This is a genomic window from Pseudoalteromonas rhizosphaerae (genome assembly GCF_902498845.1).
In the GTDB taxonomy this organism is placed as follows: Bacteria; Pseudomonadota; Gammaproteobacteria; order Enterobacterales; family Alteromonadaceae; genus Pseudoalteromonas; species Pseudoalteromonas rhizosphaerae.
The window spans coordinates 88,608-108,039 of sequence record NZ_CABVLM010000012.1 but is presented as its reverse complement, the minus strand read 5'-3'; the positions used below and the strand labels follow the sequence as shown (position 1 = coordinate 108,039).

Annotated in this window: 18 protein-coding genes; 4 read left to right on the top strand and 14 right to left on the bottom strand. The window is 40.6% G+C overall.

The features are described 5' to 3' along the window. Nucleotides 1-2: 2 nt before the first annotated feature. A complete protein-coding gene (locus PSR9079_RS17635; RefSeq protein WP_145238569.1) occupies nucleotides 3-1,370 on the bottom strand; it encodes an MFS transporter in 1,368 nt (455 codons plus the stop codon). Between the two features lie 164 nt (nucleotides 1,371-1,534). On the opposite strand from PSR9079_RS17635, the gene uvrA reads away from it, so the two are divergent. Beyond that, a complete protein-coding gene (gene uvrA, locus PSR9079_RS17630) occupies nucleotides 1,535-4,360 on the top strand; it encodes an excinuclease ABC subunit UvrA (protein ID WP_149982641.1) in 2,826 nt (941 codons plus the stop codon). A gap of 30 nt (nucleotides 4,361-4,390) precedes the next feature. Further along, complete coding sequence (locus tag PSR9079_RS17625) at nucleotides 4,391-5,437, top strand: hypothetical protein (RefSeq protein WP_149982640.1); 1,047 nt, start codon at nucleotides 4,391-4,393, stop codon at nucleotides 5,435-5,437. A 1,211-nt stretch (nucleotides 5,438-6,648) separates the two neighbouring features. On the opposite strand, the gene PSR9079_RS17615 is transcribed toward PSR9079_RS17625, so the two are convergent. The 4 genes from PSR9079_RS17615 to rpe form a co-directional block, all read right to left on the bottom strand. Next, entirely contained in the window at nucleotides 6,649-7,014 is a 366-nt protein-coding gene (locus PSR9079_RS17615) for a hypothetical protein (RefSeq protein WP_149982639.1), read from the bottom strand. A gap of 384 nt (nucleotides 7,015-7,398) precedes the next feature. Continuing rightward, nucleotides 7,399-8,403: a tryptophan--tRNA ligase gene (gene trpS, locus PSR9079_RS17610; protein ID WP_145238557.1), complete on the bottom strand. Its 1,005-nt coding sequence runs from the start codon at nucleotides 8,401-8,403 to the stop codon at nucleotides 7,399-7,401. A gap of 50 nt (nucleotides 8,404-8,453) precedes the next feature. Further along, nucleotides 8,454-9,119, bottom strand: a complete 666-nt coding sequence (locus PSR9079_RS17605; RefSeq protein ID WP_149982638.1) for an HAD-IA family hydrolase — start codon at nucleotides 9,117-9,119, stop codon at nucleotides 8,454-8,456. After that, nucleotides 9,119-9,802, bottom strand: a complete 684-nt coding sequence (gene rpe / locus PSR9079_RS17600) for a ribulose-phosphate 3-epimerase (protein WP_149982637.1) — start codon at nucleotides 9,800-9,802, stop codon at nucleotides 9,119-9,121. Before rpe ends, PSR9079_RS17605 begins: the two co-directional genes overlap by 1 nt. 284 nt (nucleotides 9,803-10,086) lie before the next feature. Between rpe and PSR9079_RS17595 the strand changes: the two genes are divergently transcribed. Together PSR9079_RS17595 and PSR9079_RS17590 are read left to right on the top strand one after the other, a co-directional pair. Next, entirely contained in the window at nucleotides 10,087-10,380 is a 294-nt protein-coding gene (locus PSR9079_RS17595) for a hypothetical protein (RefSeq protein ID WP_145238548.1), read from the top strand. A 4-nt stretch (nucleotides 10,381-10,384) separates the two neighbouring features. Continuing rightward, the gene (locus tag PSR9079_RS17590; protein ID WP_145238545.1) at nucleotides 10,385-10,570 is read left to right on the top strand and encodes a DUF2970 domain-containing protein; all 186 of its coding nucleotides are present in this window, start codon (nucleotides 10,385-10,387) and stop codon (nucleotides 10,568-10,570) included. Here the strand turns inward: PSR9079_RS17590 and PSR9079_RS17585 are convergent. From PSR9079_RS17585 to PSR9079_RS17545, 9 genes are all read right to left on the bottom strand, one after another. Continuing rightward, the gene (locus tag PSR9079_RS17585) at nucleotides 10,533-11,384 is read right to left on the bottom strand and encodes a Dam family site-specific DNA-(adenine-N6)-methyltransferase (protein ID WP_149982636.1); all 852 of its coding nucleotides are present in this window, start codon (nucleotides 11,382-11,384) and stop codon (nucleotides 10,533-10,535) included. The two genes, PSR9079_RS17590 and PSR9079_RS17585, sit on opposite strands and share 38 nt — an antisense overlap. 53 nt (nucleotides 11,385-11,437) lie before the next feature. Then, complete coding sequence (locus PSR9079_RS17580) at nucleotides 11,438-12,778, bottom strand: AAA family ATPase (RefSeq protein WP_149982635.1); 1,341 nt, start codon at nucleotides 12,776-12,778, stop codon at nucleotides 11,438-11,440. After that, nucleotides 12,778-13,848: a 3-dehydroquinate synthase gene (gene aroB, locus PSR9079_RS17575; protein WP_149982634.1), complete on the bottom strand. Its 1,071-nt coding sequence runs from the start codon at nucleotides 13,846-13,848 to the stop codon at nucleotides 12,778-12,780. Before aroB ends, PSR9079_RS17580 begins: the two co-directional genes overlap by 1 nt. 25 nt (nucleotides 13,849-13,873) lie before the next feature. Continuing rightward, nucleotides 13,874-14,392, bottom strand: a complete 519-nt coding sequence (gene aroK / locus PSR9079_RS17570) for a shikimate kinase AroK (RefSeq protein WP_008466255.1) — start codon at nucleotides 14,390-14,392, stop codon at nucleotides 13,874-13,876. A gap of 184 nt (nucleotides 14,393-14,576) precedes the next feature. Then, nucleotides 14,577-16,661, bottom strand: a complete 2,085-nt coding sequence (locus PSR9079_RS17565) for a type IV pilus secretin PilQ (RefSeq protein ID WP_149982633.1) — start codon at nucleotides 16,659-16,661, stop codon at nucleotides 14,577-14,579. Beyond that, nucleotides 16,648-17,184 carry a pilus assembly protein PilP gene (locus tag PSR9079_RS17560; protein ID WP_149982632.1) on the bottom strand — a complete coding sequence of 179 codons (537 nt, stop codon included), beginning with the start codon at nucleotides 17,182-17,184 and terminating at the stop codon, nucleotides 16,648-16,650. The genes PSR9079_RS17565 and PSR9079_RS17560 overlap by 14 nt, the downstream gene beginning before the upstream one ends. Beyond that, nucleotides 17,181-17,801: a type IV pilus inner membrane component PilO gene (locus tag PSR9079_RS17555; RefSeq protein ID WP_149982631.1), complete on the bottom strand. Its 621-nt coding sequence runs from the start codon at nucleotides 17,799-17,801 to the stop codon at nucleotides 17,181-17,183. The genes PSR9079_RS17560 and PSR9079_RS17555 overlap by 4 nt, the downstream gene beginning before the upstream one ends. After that, the gene (locus PSR9079_RS17550) at nucleotides 17,801-18,364 is read right to left on the bottom strand and encodes a PilN domain-containing protein (protein ID WP_149982630.1); all 564 of its coding nucleotides are present in this window, start codon (nucleotides 18,362-18,364) and stop codon (nucleotides 17,801-17,803) included. Before PSR9079_RS17550 ends, PSR9079_RS17555 begins: the two co-directional genes overlap by 1 nt. Beyond that, nucleotides 18,352-19,431, bottom strand: a complete 1,080-nt coding sequence (locus tag PSR9079_RS17545; protein WP_149982629.1) for a pilus assembly protein PilM — start codon at nucleotides 19,429-19,431, stop codon at nucleotides 18,352-18,354. Before PSR9079_RS17545 ends, PSR9079_RS17550 begins: the two co-directional genes overlap by 13 nt. Nucleotide 19,432: the final 1 nt, after the last annotated feature.

Below are 19,432 nucleotides of genomic sequence, written 5' to 3'. Positions count from 1 at the left end.
CGTTATATTAAACCAGCCACTTTGCGGGCTTGGTCTAGGTCAAATTCTTTATCATCAATCTTTAAATAACTGCGATTTTCATCACAGACTACTGTTGCTTCAATTACGCCTGGTAAAGCAACTAAACGAGAAGCAAGGGTTTGCGCTTGCTGCTCGTTACTTAATTCTGTCATTAAGCTTATCATTTTACTGCGTGGCGGGACTTGCATATTCCACGCAAGGATAAGCCATATTACCCCAACAACTGCGGCTGCGGCAAACACTGCTTGCGGTGTTGTTGATTGCGCAACGTAACCGCCTAAAATACCACCTAAAAATGCACCAAAAAATTGTCCTGACGAAAACACTCCCATCGCCGAGCCTTTTTGGCTAGCAGGTGCTAAGCGCGATACTAATGCCGGCATCGTCGCTTCTAAAAAGTTAAAGGCAACAAAATACGCCAGCATACACATCGCCATGCCGATGATTGAGTCAACACCAATTGCCATTGCCAACATACTTAGAGCGAGCACTGCGATAGAGCCAACAAATGCCTGTTTCTCTTTTTCTTTGCGGATCGCAATGATCATCACTGGCGCCATTAATAAAAATGCCAGTAATAAAACGGGAATATATACTTGCCAATGCGCTTGTGCTGCTAAACCTTTGGCAATTAACTGCCCTGGTAAGGCGACAAAAATCGTCGTCAAGGTCAAATGTAATAGCATCACCCCTAAATCTAAACGTGCTAATTGCGGGTGCTTAATGAGTTTTTTAATATCGCTAACGCTTGCTAAGGTATCGCCTTTGGGGGCTTTGCTAACCGCTTTGGGGACCAAAAACAACACAATAAAAATACCCGCAACAGCCAAAATAGCAGTTAACCAGAACACTCCAGCAAGACCCCACGCTGCGGCAACCATTGGACCAAGTAACATAGCAATAGCAAAGCTCATGCCTATGCTCATACCAATCACGGCCATCACTTTTGGTCGTTGCTCATCGCGGCTCAAATCAGAAGCAAAAGCTAATAACGAGCTGGCAATTGCGCCCATCCCTTGTAATGCTCGCCCTAACGTGACCATTTGCATTGAATCAGCCGTGGCAGCAATCACCGAACCGATGGCAAAAACAGTTAAACCGCCAACAATGACTTTTTTACGGCCAATTTTATCCGATAACCAACCCATGGGAATTTGTAACACAGCTTGTGTTAAACCATAGGCGCCAATCGCAAAACCAATCCATATAGGTGAAAATCCTGATAATTCTTGCCCATAAATAGCCAATACTGGCATCAACATAAATAGGCCAAGCATACGAAATGCAAACACACTCGCTAAGGAAACTGCGGCGCGTTTTTCTCGTGAATTGAGTGAAGAAGCTGTCATGATTCGCGTGTTCTTGCTGTCTATTAAAATTTGAGCAGGGATTCTACCACAAGCTTACAGAGAAATAATCGTCCCAATGCGATGATTTTTCATTGATCAAGGATTAATCTTCGCACGTATTATGAGATACTCAGTAAATCAATTTGGTAATGAAACGAGATAGCATGGAAAACATTGAAGTCCGAGGCGCCCGCACGCACAATTTAAAAGACATCAGCCTAACCATTCCCCGTGATAAATTAATTGTTATCACCGGTCTATCTGGTTCGGGTAAATCGTCTTTAGCATTTGATACCTTATATGCAGAAGGGCAGCGTCGGTATGTAGAATCTTTATCGGCCTATGCCAGACAATTTTTATCTTTAATGGAAAAACCGGATGTTGATCATATTGAAGGGTTGTCGCCGGCAATTTCAATTGAACAAAAATCAACGTCACATAATCCCCGCTCCACCGTTGGCACCATTACCGAAATATATGATTACCTGCGCTTAATGTTTGCCCGTGTCGGTGAACCGCGTTGCCCTACTCACGATTTGCCACTCGCTGCACAAACTGTTAGCCAAATGGTCGACACTGTGCTGGCGTTCCCAGAGGGCAGCAAGCTGATGTTGCTAGCCCCTGTTGTGAAAGAGCGCAAAGGTGAGCACGTTAAGTTGTTAGAGCAACTAGCCAGCCAAGGTTATATTCGCGCCCGTATCGACGGGGAAGTATGCGACCTTTCTGATCCACCGACTTTAGAACTACATAAAAAACACACAATTGAAGTCGTGGTCGATCGTTTTAAAGTGAAAGATGGCTTACAACAGCGTTTAGCCGAATCGTTTGAAACCGCGTTAGAGCTGTCAGCCGGTGTAGCAACTATTGCATCAATGGATGACGCAAACGCCGAAGAGCTGCTGCTCTCCGCCAACTTCGCTTGCCCAACATGTGGCTACGCCATGACCGAACTTGAACCTCGGTTATTCTCATTTAATAATCCGGCAGGCGCATGCCAAAGTTGTGATGGTTTAGGGGTTCGTCAGTATTTCGACCCAAATCGAGTGATTCAAAACCCAGAGCTTAGTTTATCTGGCGGTGCCATAAAAGGCTGGGATAAACGCAGTTTTTACTATTTCCAGATGCTACAAGCCGTTGCTGAGCACTATAAATTTGATTTAGAAATGCCATTTCAGGAACTATCTAAAGATGCTAAAAAAATCATTTTAGAAGGTTCTGGCGATACAAAAATTGCTTTTAACTACCGCAACGACCGTGGCGACCTGATCACTCGTAACCATGAGTTTGAAGGCGTGTTAAATAACATGAACCGCCGCTATCGTGAAACAGAATCAAATTCCGTGCGCGAAGAGCTGGCTAAATATCAAACCAGCCAAGCTTGCCCAAGTTGTAAAGGGTCGCGCCTACGCCAAGAAGCGCGCAGTGTATTTATCGGTCAGACTAACTTACCCGCTATCACCAGTATGAGTATTGGTGAAGCGATGAGCTTTTTTGAGCAACTAAGCTTAACGGGCCAAAAAGGCCAAATAGCCGAGAAAATCTTAAAAGAAATTCGCGACCGTTTATCGTTTTTGATCAACGTTGGCCTAAATTATCTCTCTTTAGAGCGCAGTGCCGATACTTTATCTGGCGGTGAAGCTCAACGTATTCGCTTAGCCAGCCAAATTGGCGCAGGCTTAGTAGGCGTAATGTATGTACTTGATGAACCATCGATTGGTTTGCATCAACGCGATAATGACCGTTTACTGCAAACGCTAATCCATCTTCGCGACTTAGGTAATACCGTGATTGTGGTAGAGCACGACGAAGATGCCATACGTGCCGCCGATCATATTATTGATATTGGTCCTGGAGCTGGCGTGCATGGCGGTTATATCATTGCCCAAGGTACTCGCGATGACATTTTAGCTAGCGAAGAGTCAGTAACAGGGCAATTTTTATCTGGCCGACGCAAAATTGAAGTTCCCAAAGAGCGTCATAAAATCAACGACAAGTGGTTAGAGCTGTTTGGCGCTAGCGGTAATAACTTAAAAAATGTCGATTTAAAAATACCTTTTGGTTTAATGACCTGTATTACTGGCGTATCAGGTTCTGGTAAGTCAACGCTTATCAACGATACCTTATTCAAACTTGCTCATACCGAACTAAACGGAGCAACCACCGCCGAAGCCGCACCGTACAAATCAATTAGCGGCCTTGAGCATTTTGATAAAGTTATCGATATTGACCAAAGCCCGATTGGCCGTACCCCACGCTCAAACCCAGCCACATATACCGGTATTTTTACTGGCATTCGTGAACTGTTTGTAGGCACGCAAGAATCTCGCTCTCGTGGTTACAAAGTCGGTCGCTTTAGCTTTAATGTAAAAGGTGGCCGCTGTGAAGCTTGCCAAGGCGATGGCGTGATCAAAGTCGAAATGCACTTTTTACCTGATGTATATGTGCCATGTGATGTCTGTAAAGGGCAACGTTATAACCGTGAAACGTTAGAAGTGCAGTATAAAGGCAAAAACATCCATCAAGTATTAGAAATGACGGTGGAAGACGCACACGACTATTTTGATAAAATACCCGCCATTGCGCGTAAACTAAAAACCTTAATGGATGTGGGCTTGTCTTATATTCGCTTAGGCCAAGCCGCGACAACGCTCTCTGGTGGTGAAGCGCAACGGGTTAAACTCGCCCGCGAGTTATCTAAACGTGACACAGGTAAAACCTTATACATTTTAGATGAACCAACCACAGGCTTGCACTTTGCTGATATTGAACAATTATTAGTAGTACTGCATCGCCTGCGTGACCACGGTAATACGATTGTGGTTATTGAGCATAATCTTGATGTAATAAAAACAGCCGATTGGATCATTGATCTAGGTCCCGAAGGTGGTGCTGGCGGCGGTGAGATCCTCATTGCAGGCACGCCGGATGAAGTAGCCGAATGTGAGCGTTCACATACTGGCCACTATTTGAAACCCCTATTATCAAAATAGGGTTTTCGCTTTATGTACTAAGGTTGGCCGGTGTTAAGATATATAAAAATTGCCAAATCGCAGCTGAGGCAACAACAGCAAAATTTGCAACCTCATAAACTGCGCTTTTATGAGCAAGGTAAAGCTATTTGGTTTAATCTTAACACCGCGCAAAAGCTCTACTTATTGGCGTTAATCTGCCTAATTATCTTTCAAAGTGGTTGGCTATGCGCCAGTATCACTATCGTAGCGCTTACTATTGAGTTTTGGCCAAAGTTCAATAAGCTCTGGCATTCACTTGCTGGCAAAGCACTTATACTTATTTTCTATGCCAGTATCGCCAACTTTGTACTGGCCAATGCCAGTGGCATTGTAAATAATGTAACTCATGTTTCAGCAACACATTTTAATTACACCCATAATTTTGCCACGCTACTTTATTTACCACCCTGGGCGTTGGGCATCTCTCTATCAACATTACTATTATTACAATTGATATTGCCGTTCTACATTTTTACGCTCTTAATCATCAAACCGTTTGGTTCACAGCGGGTAAAGTTTATTAGCCAAAGCTATTCACCTTTGCTTACCGCTTCTATACGGTTTTTTTTATCAACGATTGTAATAATCAATCTAATGTCTTTTGTTGATGACAAAGATACCGGTGCCGTTATTGATGACATAGTAAGCAACTTCGTCAGCAGCAAGCAGCTCTCAAGTCGAGCACTAACAGAGCAACAAGAAGTTGAAGTTGTAGAAGAGCTCAGCCAAAAAATACATGGGCAACTGCCAAGTGAAAACATTACGCAGACACCTCCCACACCGCCTGTAACTAAGACGGAAGAAGATGAAACCACTCAATCCGTACGATTATTCTTTAACACCAAAGGTTACTTTGAACGCAGCAAACGGTTAATTGCTATGTTTGCTTACACCTACGAAGCAGACCAGTACTCCCGTTGCAAAAAATCTGACGACAGTAAATCGATTGAGATTAACGACTACGAAATTGTTGAAATTGCACCAGATAACAGCAAACCTTACGGTTACAGCTTTACGGTAAAAGCCTGCCAATCGCCTGGCATTAAAGCGCCATAGCGGCTGCGGGTTGCGTGCGAGCTGCGGCAAATACTAAAGCCAGTGAATTAAAGTAAAACGGTAATCCCCATCGCGGGAGGTAAACCGCCCATTGCACTCCCCGCTAATAAAAAAGCGCTTGATGGGCGTCTTTTTTATACTCATCTTCTTTGTATTCATTTATTAATACTTTTTCGCTGTCTTTAAACTAAAAACCAGTAACCAAAATAAATAAAAATTCAACACATTTAATAAGATGAAGGTACCTTTTTGATTATAGAGGTCATCCGTTTTGTGGCCTTTAAAGTCCCAAGTAAAAACCCAGCCAAATACCCAAAAAAGCAACACACTCAATAGAACAACAAAAGCTAGGATTATCTTGAGGCGAACAACCCAATTGCTAGGGCCAAAATAAACAAAGCCAAACCCTTTCGTTAAAAAAAATAACTGACACACGTATATTGGCATATCAACCAGCACACAAAAGGCAAGCCAATTATAAAAGTCGGGCTTTGCAGAGGCATTATTGATATTTATAAAGATCGGCAATCTATTTAATAGCTGAATTAAATCGACTGACAAATAGCTCCACTCAAATAACAAAAAACAAAAAGTGCTTACTAATAAAACCAGAGCAAAATGACAGAGAATAGCTCCCTTAAACTTATAAGATAAATACACTTCATCGACGGTTACATTAATTCTGCTCATAAATCACATCATCCACTAAATTTGATTTCCTTCAACACCATCTTAATTAAAGTCTAGTCCCTTGCACTAGAACTGAACGCAGCACTAAGCGATGTTCTTTAGTTAAAATACTTCTGAGCTGAGATAGCCCAGAAATACTATGCCTTCTTGATTTGTTGTAATCAACTTCAATGTATTAAGATACCGCTTGACGTATTATTTTACACTTCATAATTGTCTCGCCATGTGTGATGGTTTAATGAAACTGGGTGCCAGCGAGCAACTAGCCATATCATGTGGGAGCACTAGTATCAAAGTACCAAAAGTAAGCGTTGGAAGTGAGGTCCTTGTAGAAGCTCAAAACAAAAGGAATTAACGCTGTACTAGGTAATGACTATTTAGCTTCACGAGGTTTAACGTTACTGAAAGATATTTGGATAAATATTTATTACGGAAGATGAACCGCCTATACCACTTCTTTATAATAAAAGTGCTTGATGGATGATGTAGACTCTGGAGTTTAGTGACCTCCGGCTATCTGATTAGGCTTTTTTGTAAACGAAAAAACGAAATATTAAAGCTTGAAATAATGCTGCGAGACCAAACAACAACGAACCTTTATAAAACAAGCACGGTATAACAAATACACTTGGCAAAGCAGCGTAGTATAAATAAGAACCATTAGTATATTTGCTGATTACAAAATGGAGAGGGAATCCAATTACTAACCATCCAACAATAGAAATAAGCAAATACACACCGATGTATAGCAATAACGTAACAACAAAGCCTAAAGTATCGTTCTCTGATAATGATGTAAAACTATTAAATAAAGCGTAAATAGCAATACCTAGTCCCACATATAAGAGGCTTTTTAGTATTGCATCATCCCACCCGCCAAGACCCAATTTTTTTATCCTTAAATATAACATTTTAGTTTTTATGCAACACGCAGTTTATATTTTAGTGTCGCTCGTAGACTGAGGCGCTACATGCTCGATCTGTCAGAGTTGCTGTCGTTTATGCTAAGGGTTTTAAATTTATGGAAAGTCTTTTTAGTATAAACTAAATCAAACAAATGTAATTGTGTGCTTGTTGTATCTAAGCAGCCCCTGCACTGCTCAATATCTATTACTTTTCTATTGAACAGAATTTAGAGCATTAAAACAACAAAAAATTGATTGCCTACGCTCTTCATTGAGCTGTAATCGGTATATAGCAGTTACAAAAAAACCAGATATTCCGTTGTAGTTGGAACCATCTGGCTTTATATGATTAGTTATTAGCAAGCGTTACGGACGTGGAATAAATCCTAACGCGTTGTAAACAGACTTTAAGGTTATCTCTGCACGTGCGCTGGCTTTTTCAGCACCGGTTTTCATGATGTTGTTGAGCAATGCTTGATCTTCACGGATCTCTTTAAAGCGCGCTTGGATTGGCTCGATCATGCTTACTACTGCGTCAGCGGTGTCTTTTTTCAGATGGCCATACATTTTATCTTCGTATTCAGGCACTAACTCTTCAATTGAGCGCTTGGTTGCAACAGACATAAGTGTTAGTAAGTTTGATACACCTGGTTTTTCAGTGCGATCAAAATAAATACGCGCTTGCTCGTCTGAATCGGTTACTGCTTTTTTAAGCTTTTTCTCGATCTTTTTTGGTTCGTCTAACATCATGATAAAACCATTTGGGTTTTCATCTGATTTAGACATTTTTTTCAGTGGATCTTGCAGGCTCATTACTCGCGCACCAAACTCTGGAATGTAAGGTTCTGGGATCGTGAAAACTTCACCATATAAGTTATTAAAGCGCGTTGCGATATCGCGTGTTAGTTCAAGGTGCTGCTTTTGATCATCACCTACTGGTACTTGCGCCGCTTGATAAAGTAAAATATCAGCTGCTTGTAATACCGGATAAGCAAACAAACCAACGTTTACGTTGCTGGTGTTCTTTGCTGACTTATCTTTAAACTGGGTCATGCGGTTAAGCTCACCCATTTGCGCATAACAGTTTAGTACCCAACCTAGCTGTGCATGTTCAGGCACTTGCGACTGCACAAATAAAGCAGCTTTATCTGGATCAATACCACATGCAACATACAAAGCTATACCATCTAATACACGGGTTTTTAAAAGCTCTGGATCTTGGCGTAACGTAATCGCGTGCAAATCAGCTAACATAAAGTGACTATCATACTCTTCCTGTAGCTTTACCCACTGGTTAATAGCGCCAACATAGTTGCCTATTGTCATTCCACCGGTTGGCTGCATGCCACTTAACACTACTGGTTTACTCATGATGTTCCTTTATATTACAAAAATAAAAAATGCTAAAATTAAAAAATCGCTTAACGCTGGGTAAGAACAGGTATTATATCTAAGAAATTCTCACAGAGGTACTGTGGATTCAAATCAGCAAGATTTTCACCTTGGTTATAACCATAATTAACGGCAATTACGTCTATATGTGCCGCTTGCGCCGCTAAGATATCACTTTTTGAGTCACCAATCATAATTGCTTGACTCACTGGTACATTTAATTGCTGACAAGCAAATAAAAGAGGCTCTGGTGAAGGCTTTTTGGCCATGTCATCACCACACACTATCACCTCAAAATGACTTCTTAAAGCGAGCTTATCAAGTAGCTTTTCAGTAAAGCAGCGGGCTTTGTTAGTGATCAACGCTTTTGGTATACCACGTAACGCCGCAAGGCCTGTTTCTACGTGTTGATAAAGCACACTGTATTCACCTACTTGTTGCTCATAATGACCATAAAAAAGCGCAATTGCTTTATCTGCTAATGCTGGATCTAGGTGTTCACTGACTTTCATGTCGCCACTGAGGCCTCGCTTAACCAGCATTTCAATGCCGTTACCAACCCAGCTTTGTACCAACCCCTGACTTACAATTGGAAAAGCTAAATCAGATAAAGTCAGATTCATCGCTATATATAAATCATAAACACTATCAACTAAAGTACCATCAAGATCAAATAAAGCGGCTTCATACTTCATTATTTTACACCCTCTAACTGAGCACGCATTTGTTCAATTACTTGTTGGTAATCTGGCTGATTAAAAATAGCAGAGCCGGCAACAAACATGTCAGCTCCGGCTTGAGCCGCCGCCGCAATATTATCGACTTTAATACCACCATCTACTTCTAAACGAATAGCACGACCTGAATCATCAATTATTTTCCGTGCTTGGCGTAGTTTTTTCAAAGTATGAGGAATAAAACTTTGACCGCCAAAACCTGGATTAACCGACATGAGTAAAATTACATCAAGCTTATCAATCACATGTTCTAAATAGCTTAAACTCGTCGCAGGGTTAAAGACTAAACCAGCTTGGCAACCATGATCTTTGATCAGCTGTAAAGTGCGATCAATATGTTCACTCGCTTCGGGATGAAAAGTAATGATTGAAGCGCCAGCATCAGCAAATTGCGGTATTAAACTATCGACCGGTTTAACCATTAAATGCACATCAATAGGCGCAGTAATACCATAATCACGCAGCGCTTTGCACACCATAGGCCCAATTGTTAAGTTTGGCACATAGTGATTATCCATCACATCAAAATGAACTACATCTGCACCAGAAGCTAAAACACGCTCAACATCTTCGCCCAAACGGGCAAAATCAGCAGATAAAATAGACGGGGCGATAAGGTACTTTTGTAGTGTTTCTAACATAAACAATCCTTAGTGATATTAAAAATGCGCAAAATAGCAGGGCCGTTAATTGCCATAATGTAACCTAAATCAAGCTATTCCCCAAGAATCCCAGTTAATTAAAGCTTTAACTCTATTTGAAGTTTTGCAACGGTTATATTTTAAACAGTTAAATATAAACATTATTTTTACCTTAACCTTTTAATTTTATTAATTTTTTATATTTGTTAAGGATAAATTAAGTTTGTTATTTGAGCATTTTTTATGTATGCTCTAGTGAGTAACACTATTATGGACTTAGTAAAATGCGTGCTTTTAAAATCGGGATCTTAACTGCGGCTGCTATAACTATCGGTACACTAAGCTATTTTTCAAAAAGTGATAATACACTTATCGCAGCTAACGATTGCGAATGTAGCTCAGGCCATTTAAAAATTAATAATGCAGTGCAATGTATGAAGGTCGAACAAGAATCAAGTTGGATGTCATGGATCACTGGTGATAGTCGCAGTGCACAATTTCATTATTTAGATTTACTTGAATTATTAACCAGCTCAGACGAACCACAAAAAGCGCGTTCACTTAGCCCTAGGTTTTAATAAAATGCGGCAACTGATCAGCGCTATACAAAGTGTTGTTGCGGCATTTTTTGGCGTGCAATCTGAACACAAGCGTCACGCTGACTTTAAACAACACTCGCCTACCAGCATTATTATCATCGCAATTATTTTATTTATATTTTTTGTAACCGCTATCTATGGCGTGGTGACTTGGGTGCTAAGTACATAGCCATCAACTCATTAACTTTATTGCGCGAACCACCTTTTGGGCTAATCGTCCGCTTAACTTGAATTTCAGCTAACGTTGCTTGGCTATATATTTTACGTGTCCATACAGTGTCATGATTGGAGATCAATACCGGTGTTTTGTTTTCAAATGCCGCTTGCTCAGCTAAATTAGCTAGATTCGCCTGATCATCTAAATTAAAGCCACCCTTAGCATAAGAGGTAAACGACGCCGTTTTACTCAAAGGCACATAAGGTGGATCGCAATAGATCACTGCGTTATCGGGTACTAATTTAAATACATCGTCATAACCTAAACAAGTAAACGTGGCTTGTTGCGCTTTTTCGGCAAAAAAGTACATTTCTTTTTCAGGAAAATACGGACGTTTATACTTACCGAACGGAACATTAAAAATTCCTTTCAGGTTATAGCGGCATAAACCGTTGTAGCCGTGGCGATTCATATATAAAAATAAGATCGCTCGCTCGTAGATGTCATTACTTTGATTAAACTGTACGCGATAATCATAATATGCGTCAGGCTGGTTGTTTAAATCAACAAACAGCTTTTTAGCATCGCTGATGAATTCATCTGGAGAATTTTTTAATTCGTTATACAAGTTAATGAGATCAGCATTAATATCATTAAGAATATAATCTTTAAAATCTGTGTTTAAAAATACCGAGCCAGCACCTACAAACGGTTCAACTAAGGTATCAGCGTGTTTGCTCGCTTCATTTAAGCGCGCGCTAATATCTTCAACTAAGCTGTATTTTCCGCCAGCCCATTTAAGGAAGGCTCTGGTCTTTTTCTGCATCGGCTCTTTACTTCAAACTGGTGTGCCGCGATTTTACACTAAACAGTGTAAATTTACTGATCTAGTAACGCGATTTCTTGTTTTATTTTACTGATTTTTTTATAAAACGGCTGATTTTTACGCACCGCTTCAGGTAGGCTTGCTAGCACTTCGCGAGCCGCATTTAAGTTATCAAAGCTGCCATAGGTTACCACCCACCACATTTTATCGTTGCGTCGTGTTTGATAGACTTTACCAAGTACTTGCAGCGACTGTTTAGCAACAAACTGCTCGGCGATTGTTTGCTGAGTTACCGCTAGTAACTGGATCACGACCTTACTATCCGGCTGTTGTAGATACCAAGCATTATCTGCTGGCATAATTTGCTGCGTTTGAGGAACAGGCTCTACCACAGTGGGTTCTTCAGCTAAGCTAGTCGTGATATCAACAGGCTCTGCAACTGGCGCTAAACTATCTAGTATTGCCGCAACATTATTTTCCTGAGTAGGATTATCAATAAGCGGCTTGTCTTGCTCTGGTTGGGCTTGTTGAGCAGCTGATTGAGCATCTGCAGCTTCTACTTGTGAGGAATCTATTGTCACCGCAGGTTCTGTTACAGCTTGCTTTAAAGTATCGACTGCGATTGCCGTCGCCACTGGAGTTTCTGGTTGTGGCTGATAAAAATCCTGCCACCAACGGGTCATATCAGATTTATATAAAAAACCAATGATGAGTAACATAATAATCACTAGCAGCGTTATTAAATGTACTCGCCAAGATACTTTATCAGTGACTACAACCTTAGCTGTGTGCTGTGTTGGTTGCCACGCTAACAATAAACTCGGATTACCGTGTGCTTCGCGCAAAAAGGTTTGAAATACCGGGTCTTCATCATAAGGTAAATCATTAAAATAGCACTTCATCAACTGTTTACTTTCTGCTATTGAAAGTGCTTCGAGATGAATTTCAACAGCGCTTTTAAATTGCCCCACTGATTGCGATGCCAGTAAGACATATAAAGTAGTAGGACTATGCTTGGCAAGCGTTGTTAACTCTTCGACCATTTCTTCAGATAAATGCCGTCCACCATCTAACACCCATAAACATGGACCACAGTTTTGCTGTTTAGCTAGTTGGTAAAAATTTTCTGACAGGCTTAGGTTTTGATCAATTAACGGCGAGCGGAAGCTTTGTTCCAGTAACTCACTCATCAATTGCATATCACTCATACGCGCACTAAGCTGCACAAATGACTTATTAAAATCACTGTATTTATCAGTAATGAAGGTTTCGAGAAGATAACTTTTACCAAGTCCAGAAGGACCCAGTAAGACAATTAAATTTTGCCCATATTCAAACTGTAGGGCAATCCGATCAACCAAAGCCGCACGGCTAGGTAAGATTTGCGATTGCATTAGCGCCCTATTAAATTTCGGACCTGTTGATCTGATACATCATCAACCAACGCGCATTGACCAAACGCAGTAGGAAGAATAAAACGGATCGTGCCTTTTTTATTCTTTTTATCTTTACGCATATGATGAAGGAAATGTTCAGCAGTCATCACATCAGGGATCTCACTAGGCAAATTATATTGTGCTATTAAGGTAACGATCCTTGCAACTTCTTGTGCACTTAAATCACCACGAGTATGAGCTAGCTGTGCAGCTAATACCATGCCAGTGGCAACAGCTTCACCATGTAGCCATTGGCCGTATCCCATTTGCGCTTCGATAGCATGCGCAAAGGTATGGCCTAAATTAAGTAACGCTCGTAGTCCTGCTTCTTTTTCATCCTGAGCGACAATCAGTGCTTTAATTTCACAACAACGAAAAATCACATGCTGAATGGTTTCTTCATCCAAAGCCTGTAATTGCGCGGTGTTGTTTTCTAGAAAAGTAAATAATTCTGTATCGTAAATTAAGCCATATTTAATAACTTCAGCCATACCGGCTGCAAATTCACGAGCAGGAAGTGTATGCAATGATTGAGTATCAATAAACACGGCTTGCGGCTGATAAAAAGCCCCAATCATGTTTTTACCCAAAGGATGGTTAACCGCCGTTTTACCGCCAACTGATGAATCAACTTGCGATAATAAGGTAGTGGGTACTTGAATAAACGGTACCCCGCGTTGATAGCAGGCCGCAACAAAACCAGTCAGATCACCGACCACACCACCACCAAGGGCGATTAAGCAAGTATCTCTGCCGCAATTGTTTTCAAGCAAAAATGCCGAGATTTTCTCAAACCATTCCAGTGATTTATATTGCTCACCATCAGGAATAATAAAACTTAGCGGATTTAAATCAGCTAATAACGCCATTGCATCGCTTAAGTACAAAGGTGCAATGGTGTCATTAGTGATAATGATAGGTCGACAATCACCAATATGATGATGCAGCCTGTCAGTCTGTTGAAGAGCAGATTGACCAATATAAATAGGATAACTTCGCTCGTCTAAATTAACTGTTAATTCAAGCATCGCTAGTATCCTTTCTTATTGGTATTTAAAAATCTAATTTCTCGATGATTTGATTAGCGACAACTTTAGCGCTTTGCTCATCAGTGCGTACAACAAAATCAGCTACTTCTTTATACAACGGTTCGCGTTCTTCAGCTAAGCGCTCTAATACATCACGAGGTGCTTCTTCTGTTTGCAGTAATGGGCGACGCTTGTCGCGCTGCGTGCGTGCAACTTGCTTTTCGATAGGTGTCTCTAGGTATACAACAATACCACGAGCCGAAAGCTTGTTTCGTACTTCTTTACTCATCACAGAACCACCACCAGTTGCAAGTACAATACCTTGCATTTCTGTTAGATCGCCAATGACAGATTCTTCACGAAGTCGAAAGCCTTCTTCACCTTCAAGATCGAACACCCAGGCAATATCTGCACCGGTACGGCGTTCGATTTCTTGATCAGAATCGACAAATTCAAGGTGCAATTGATCTGCAATGTGACGACCAATTGTGCTTTTGCCAGCCCCCATAGGGCCAACTAGAAATATATTACGTTTTTCAGCCATATCTTTTAGTACAAACGAACTCTAAAATTTGAAATAAAACCCCGCCTAACGACCTGGCCCCAAAATTAAGGAGGGGATTATCTCAGTAATTGATTGGGTATTTCAAGTCAATTAGAACAAAAAGCCAATTAACGAGCAATTAAAGTCAATAATTGCCCATTGTGTAAGAATAAATCAGTGTAAATTACTCTATTTGGATTTTCGGAGTAACGAAAATCAGCAATTCTTTCTTTTCATTAAACTCACTAGTGCTTCTAAACAGCACTCCTAGGTAAGGAATATCACCTAATAATGGTACTTTTTTAACTGAGTTAATGATTTGCTGCTGGAATATACCACCAAGTACCACGGTTTGACCATTCTCAACCAGTACTTGGGTTTGAATTTCTTGGGTATCAATTGCAACTGCAGGACCAGTTCCAGTTTGTACCGTATCACCTCGGGTATCTTGGGTAATGATTAAATCCAAGATAACTTTATTATCTGGGGTGATGTGTGGTGTTACCTCAAGACTCAATACTGCCTTTTTAAAGCTAACAGTTGTAGCACCACTTGAAGCAGATTCAACATACGGTATTTCGGTACCTTGTTCAATACGTGCTTTTTTCTGGTTGGCAGTCGTAATGCGCGGACTTGCGATAATTTCACCACGGTTTTCTTCTTCAAGCGCGGTTAGCTCTAAATCAAGTAACGTGCCATTTGCTAATTTAGCAACGTGCATACCAATACTGCCAGCGGCACCTGTGATAGGCAAGTTTACATTAAGGCGATCAGAAATACTTGGAATGGTGCCGTTAGAAATCGTATTAGCACCTTCTAAGGTACCTGAAATACCATCAGTGCCTTGTTGATCACTAAACCCCCAGCGTACTCCTAAGTCTTCTTTTACGTTATCACGTACAGTAACCATACGTGCCTCAATAATAACTTGTCTAACCGCTATATCCAAAGTTTCGACCATACGGCGAACACTTGCAATGCTTTTAACGGTGTCTTTAATTAACAAGGTATTGGTACGTTTATCAACGGATACACTGCCGCGAGCACTAATAATGCTGTTAGTGTCGGTTTTCAGTAAATCAGCAAACTCTTCCGCTTTAGCATAATTCAAACGAATATATTCACTATAAAGCGGCTCTAAGTCTTCAACTTGTTGTTTGGCTTTTAGATCTTTCGCTTCGCGGGCGGCAAGCTCTTCAGATGGTGCCACCATTAATATAGAGCCATCCATACGCTTATCTAAACCTTTAACGCGTAATACCACGTCAAGAGCTTGATCCCAAGGCACACCATCTAAACGCAGAGTTATGTTGCCACTGACTGAGTCACTGGTTACTAGGTTGAAATCATTATAGCCGGCAATAATTTGCAATACGGCACGCACAGAGATGTCTTGAAAGTTTAGGGTCATTGGGCGACCTTGGTATTCTTTACCACCTTCTAAATATGAACGTTGCGATTCATCTTTTTCAACTGTAAGTGTAAGAATATTTTCAATTTGTTGATAAGTGAATTTAAACGCGGCATTAGGGGTTATCACTACCCTACTCATATTATTTTCTTTAAATGTCTCAATTGAGCTCACTACAGTGCCAAAATCTAGCACATCTAGCTCATATAATAAGTCATCTAAAATATCGGTATGATGAAACTCAGCAATAATTTTACCGCCACTTTCATGCACATCAATCGCAGCTTGAGTATCTTGTAAAAAGACTAAGACTCGCGCTTCACCTTTTTCACCGCGACGAAAATCAATAGACTGGATTGAGTTGATGTAATTGCCAGTCACTTCTTTAGCGGTATTAGCATCTTGTTGTGACGTGATCGGATTATCTGAGACGTGTAATGAAACAAGGTTATTGTTCACCGTTGTTTGGTAAATTTTTAAACGCTCTAAATGAACAGTGACAATCAAGTTACCATCAACAGCTACACTATTAACTTTTTCAATACCTGCTTGGTTGATTTGTACTTCACTTAAACCTTGTTCAACACTAGCTGCATTAAAGCGCATTTCAATACGGGCCGGGTTATTAAATACCTGAACTTTTGGCTCTTCAGTCAGCTCTTCATCAAATACCAGCTGTAACTGTGTTTCTCCAGCTATTAGCGGGCTATAACGAACATCATACAATAGCGGCGTAGCCATTGCTGATTGCGTGATAAAAAGGGCAATAACAACAAACAAAGCCTGCTGAATGCGATTACTCCAAGATACTCCCTTATGCATTTTAATTTTACCTTTTTTATTTTTAACTAGTGCCATTGGATCCCGCCTCTAACATTTCCAGCTTCGTCAGGCGCTCTTTCCAACAACCAGACCCGTCGGGTATTAATTCTAACAATTCTATATAATCACTTTTAACATCTTGTACAACACCATGATACAAACCAATATGATTACCGATAGTAACTCGGTGTAAAGTATCATCTGCAGCTTTAATTAATGCCCATGTTTGGCCACCAGAACCCAGCGTGCCTTTCATTGCTAGGTTATCCAACGGATATTTCTCTAATACTTCACGCGTACGATCAGGATCAGGGTGTAAGCAGTTTTTAACTTGGATCATGTTATTTTGAATAATTTCTGGTTGCGGCGCAACAAAAGGACTACGTAGTTGCTGTGCATTGTATTCAAAGTGCTCAAATTGGGTCAGTTTTGGAATAGCCTCTACCTTAGGTGTAGTGCTGGCTTTTACCTGATCAATAAATTCTTTTTGCTCAGAAGTATCATCGTTACATGCGCTCACCAAAATACCGCTGAGTAAAACCAAGGCTAGTTTTTTCATTTTTTAGCCCCTACTTTCTTCACGCCGCCTTCATAGCGGTAAGTTTTGGCAACCACGCTAAATGTCAGTTTGCCTGAGTCTGAACTATTAATTGAAAAGTCATGCAAACTTACGATACGAGGAAGTTGCGCCACTTTACCAACAAAATCACCAAACTCATGGTAGCTACCTATTACTTCAATTTTAATCGGTAACTCAGTATAAAATTCTTTTTCCACTTCTGGTAACCAGCCAATTTTAAGAAAGGTTAAGCCACTGGTCGTGCCCACATAAGATAAATCATCAAGTAAGCCTGGTGTTTCGTTTGAAGTCGGTAAGCGCTTTAGTAGTAAAGAAAACTTTTCTTCCATTTCAACCATTTGTTGACGGTAAATTTCTAGATTACTGGCCACAGCATATTTCACTCGATAGGTACTGCGTAACTCAACTTCTTTACTAACTGCATTGTGGTAGCTATCTATTTCATCTGAAACCAATAAGCTGTAACTAAAAAACAGCACCAAGGCAGCTACAAAAGTACAGCAAATAACCTTGACAACTATTGGCCAATCGCCGATATTTTCAAGCTCAATTTCGTTCCATTCAATCTCTGTTAACGCTTTGATATCAAGGTTCATTATTTAACCTCTCCAATCTTATCAAAGGGTTTTACATAAAATTCCATATTAAAATCACTCAATAAACGAGACGATTTCTCCCCTGCAATAATGCCTTGCATTGTCGGCTTTTCGAGCAGATAGGAGTTTTGTACTTGGCGCAACATGTTTGACAAATAATTATTTGATTCGCTACGCCCAACCACATGAATTGCACTACCACGGCGCTCTAACTTAGTTAGATAAACACCCGTTGGTACAATTTTGGCAACTTCATCCATAATTTGTGTGCCTAAATTACGACTACTTTGCAGCTCTTCAATTAAGCGCATACGTTGCTGTAAGTTTTCTTTCTTTTTATCTAACTCACGAATTTCACTAATACGCCGATCTAATTGCCCTATTTCAGTTGAAAGGTAATTATTTTTAATATTTTGACCGTCTCGTAAACCACCGTAATAGCTACTCAATAAATACATACTGATAAAACTGCCAAGCACCACGAAAAATAAAATAGTGACAAATTTATTCTGCGATTGTTTTCGCTGCTGTTCGCGCCACGGCAGTAGATTTATATGTGGCATGATGAAAAACTCCTTAATGCCAAACCTGTCGCTATTGCAAATTGAGTACGATGACGCTGTAACACATTGCGATCGACATGGTGGGAAATATCCATATTTTCAAAAGGCTCAGCCACTATGGTATGAATACCTAGTTCTTCAATTAGCAATCGATCAAGGCCATCAATCATCGCTGTGCCACCAGTAAGCACAATGTAATCGATTTGATCTTTGCCACTGGTAGTTAAAAACATCTGCACTGCGCGGCGCACTTGCTGTAATAATGAGGTTTGAAACGGTGCCAATACTTCAAACGTATAGTTAGGCGGAAGATCGCCAGTAGTTTTGCCTATTTCAGCTTCATCAAAACTTTTATTGTAATAAGCCACTATGCTGTTGGTGTATTGATCGCCACCAAATACTTGGTCTCGGGTGTAAATCGTATCACCGCCAAGTACCACACTTACCAACATGAGTACCGCGCCAATATCGACCACTGCTACACACTTATTAAATGCATCGCTTGGTAATTGCTGATAATACACATCCATTGCGCGACTCAGCGCATAGCTTTCTACATCAACTACTTTTGCTATTAAACCAGCTGATTCTAAGGCACCAACACGGGCTTCAACACTTTCGGTACGCGCAGCTGAAAGCAACACATTCATTTTGGAAGGATCGGCTTCGTTGGTACTGAGCTTTTCAAAATCTAGGCTAACTTCATCTAAAGGATAGGGAATAAGGCTGTCGGCCTCGATTTCTATTTGCGACTCAAGCTCTGCATCGCTAAGCGTAACATCCATAAAAATTACTTTAGTAATGACGGTTTGTCCCGATACAGCCACTGCTGCCGAACGAATTGACTTAGGTAACTTACGCTTTAGCTTAGTAATGATATTACCAATTGCCTCAATATCTTGAATATTGCGCTCAGCCATTGTACCTTTTGGCATTGGCTCAATTGCTAACGCTTCGAGCCTGTAGCCACTGTCCGTTTCATTCAGCAACACCGCTTTTATAGCATGTGAACCGATATCTATCCCTACCATCATCGATGAAGACTTACTCAATAGTTGACTTAGCATG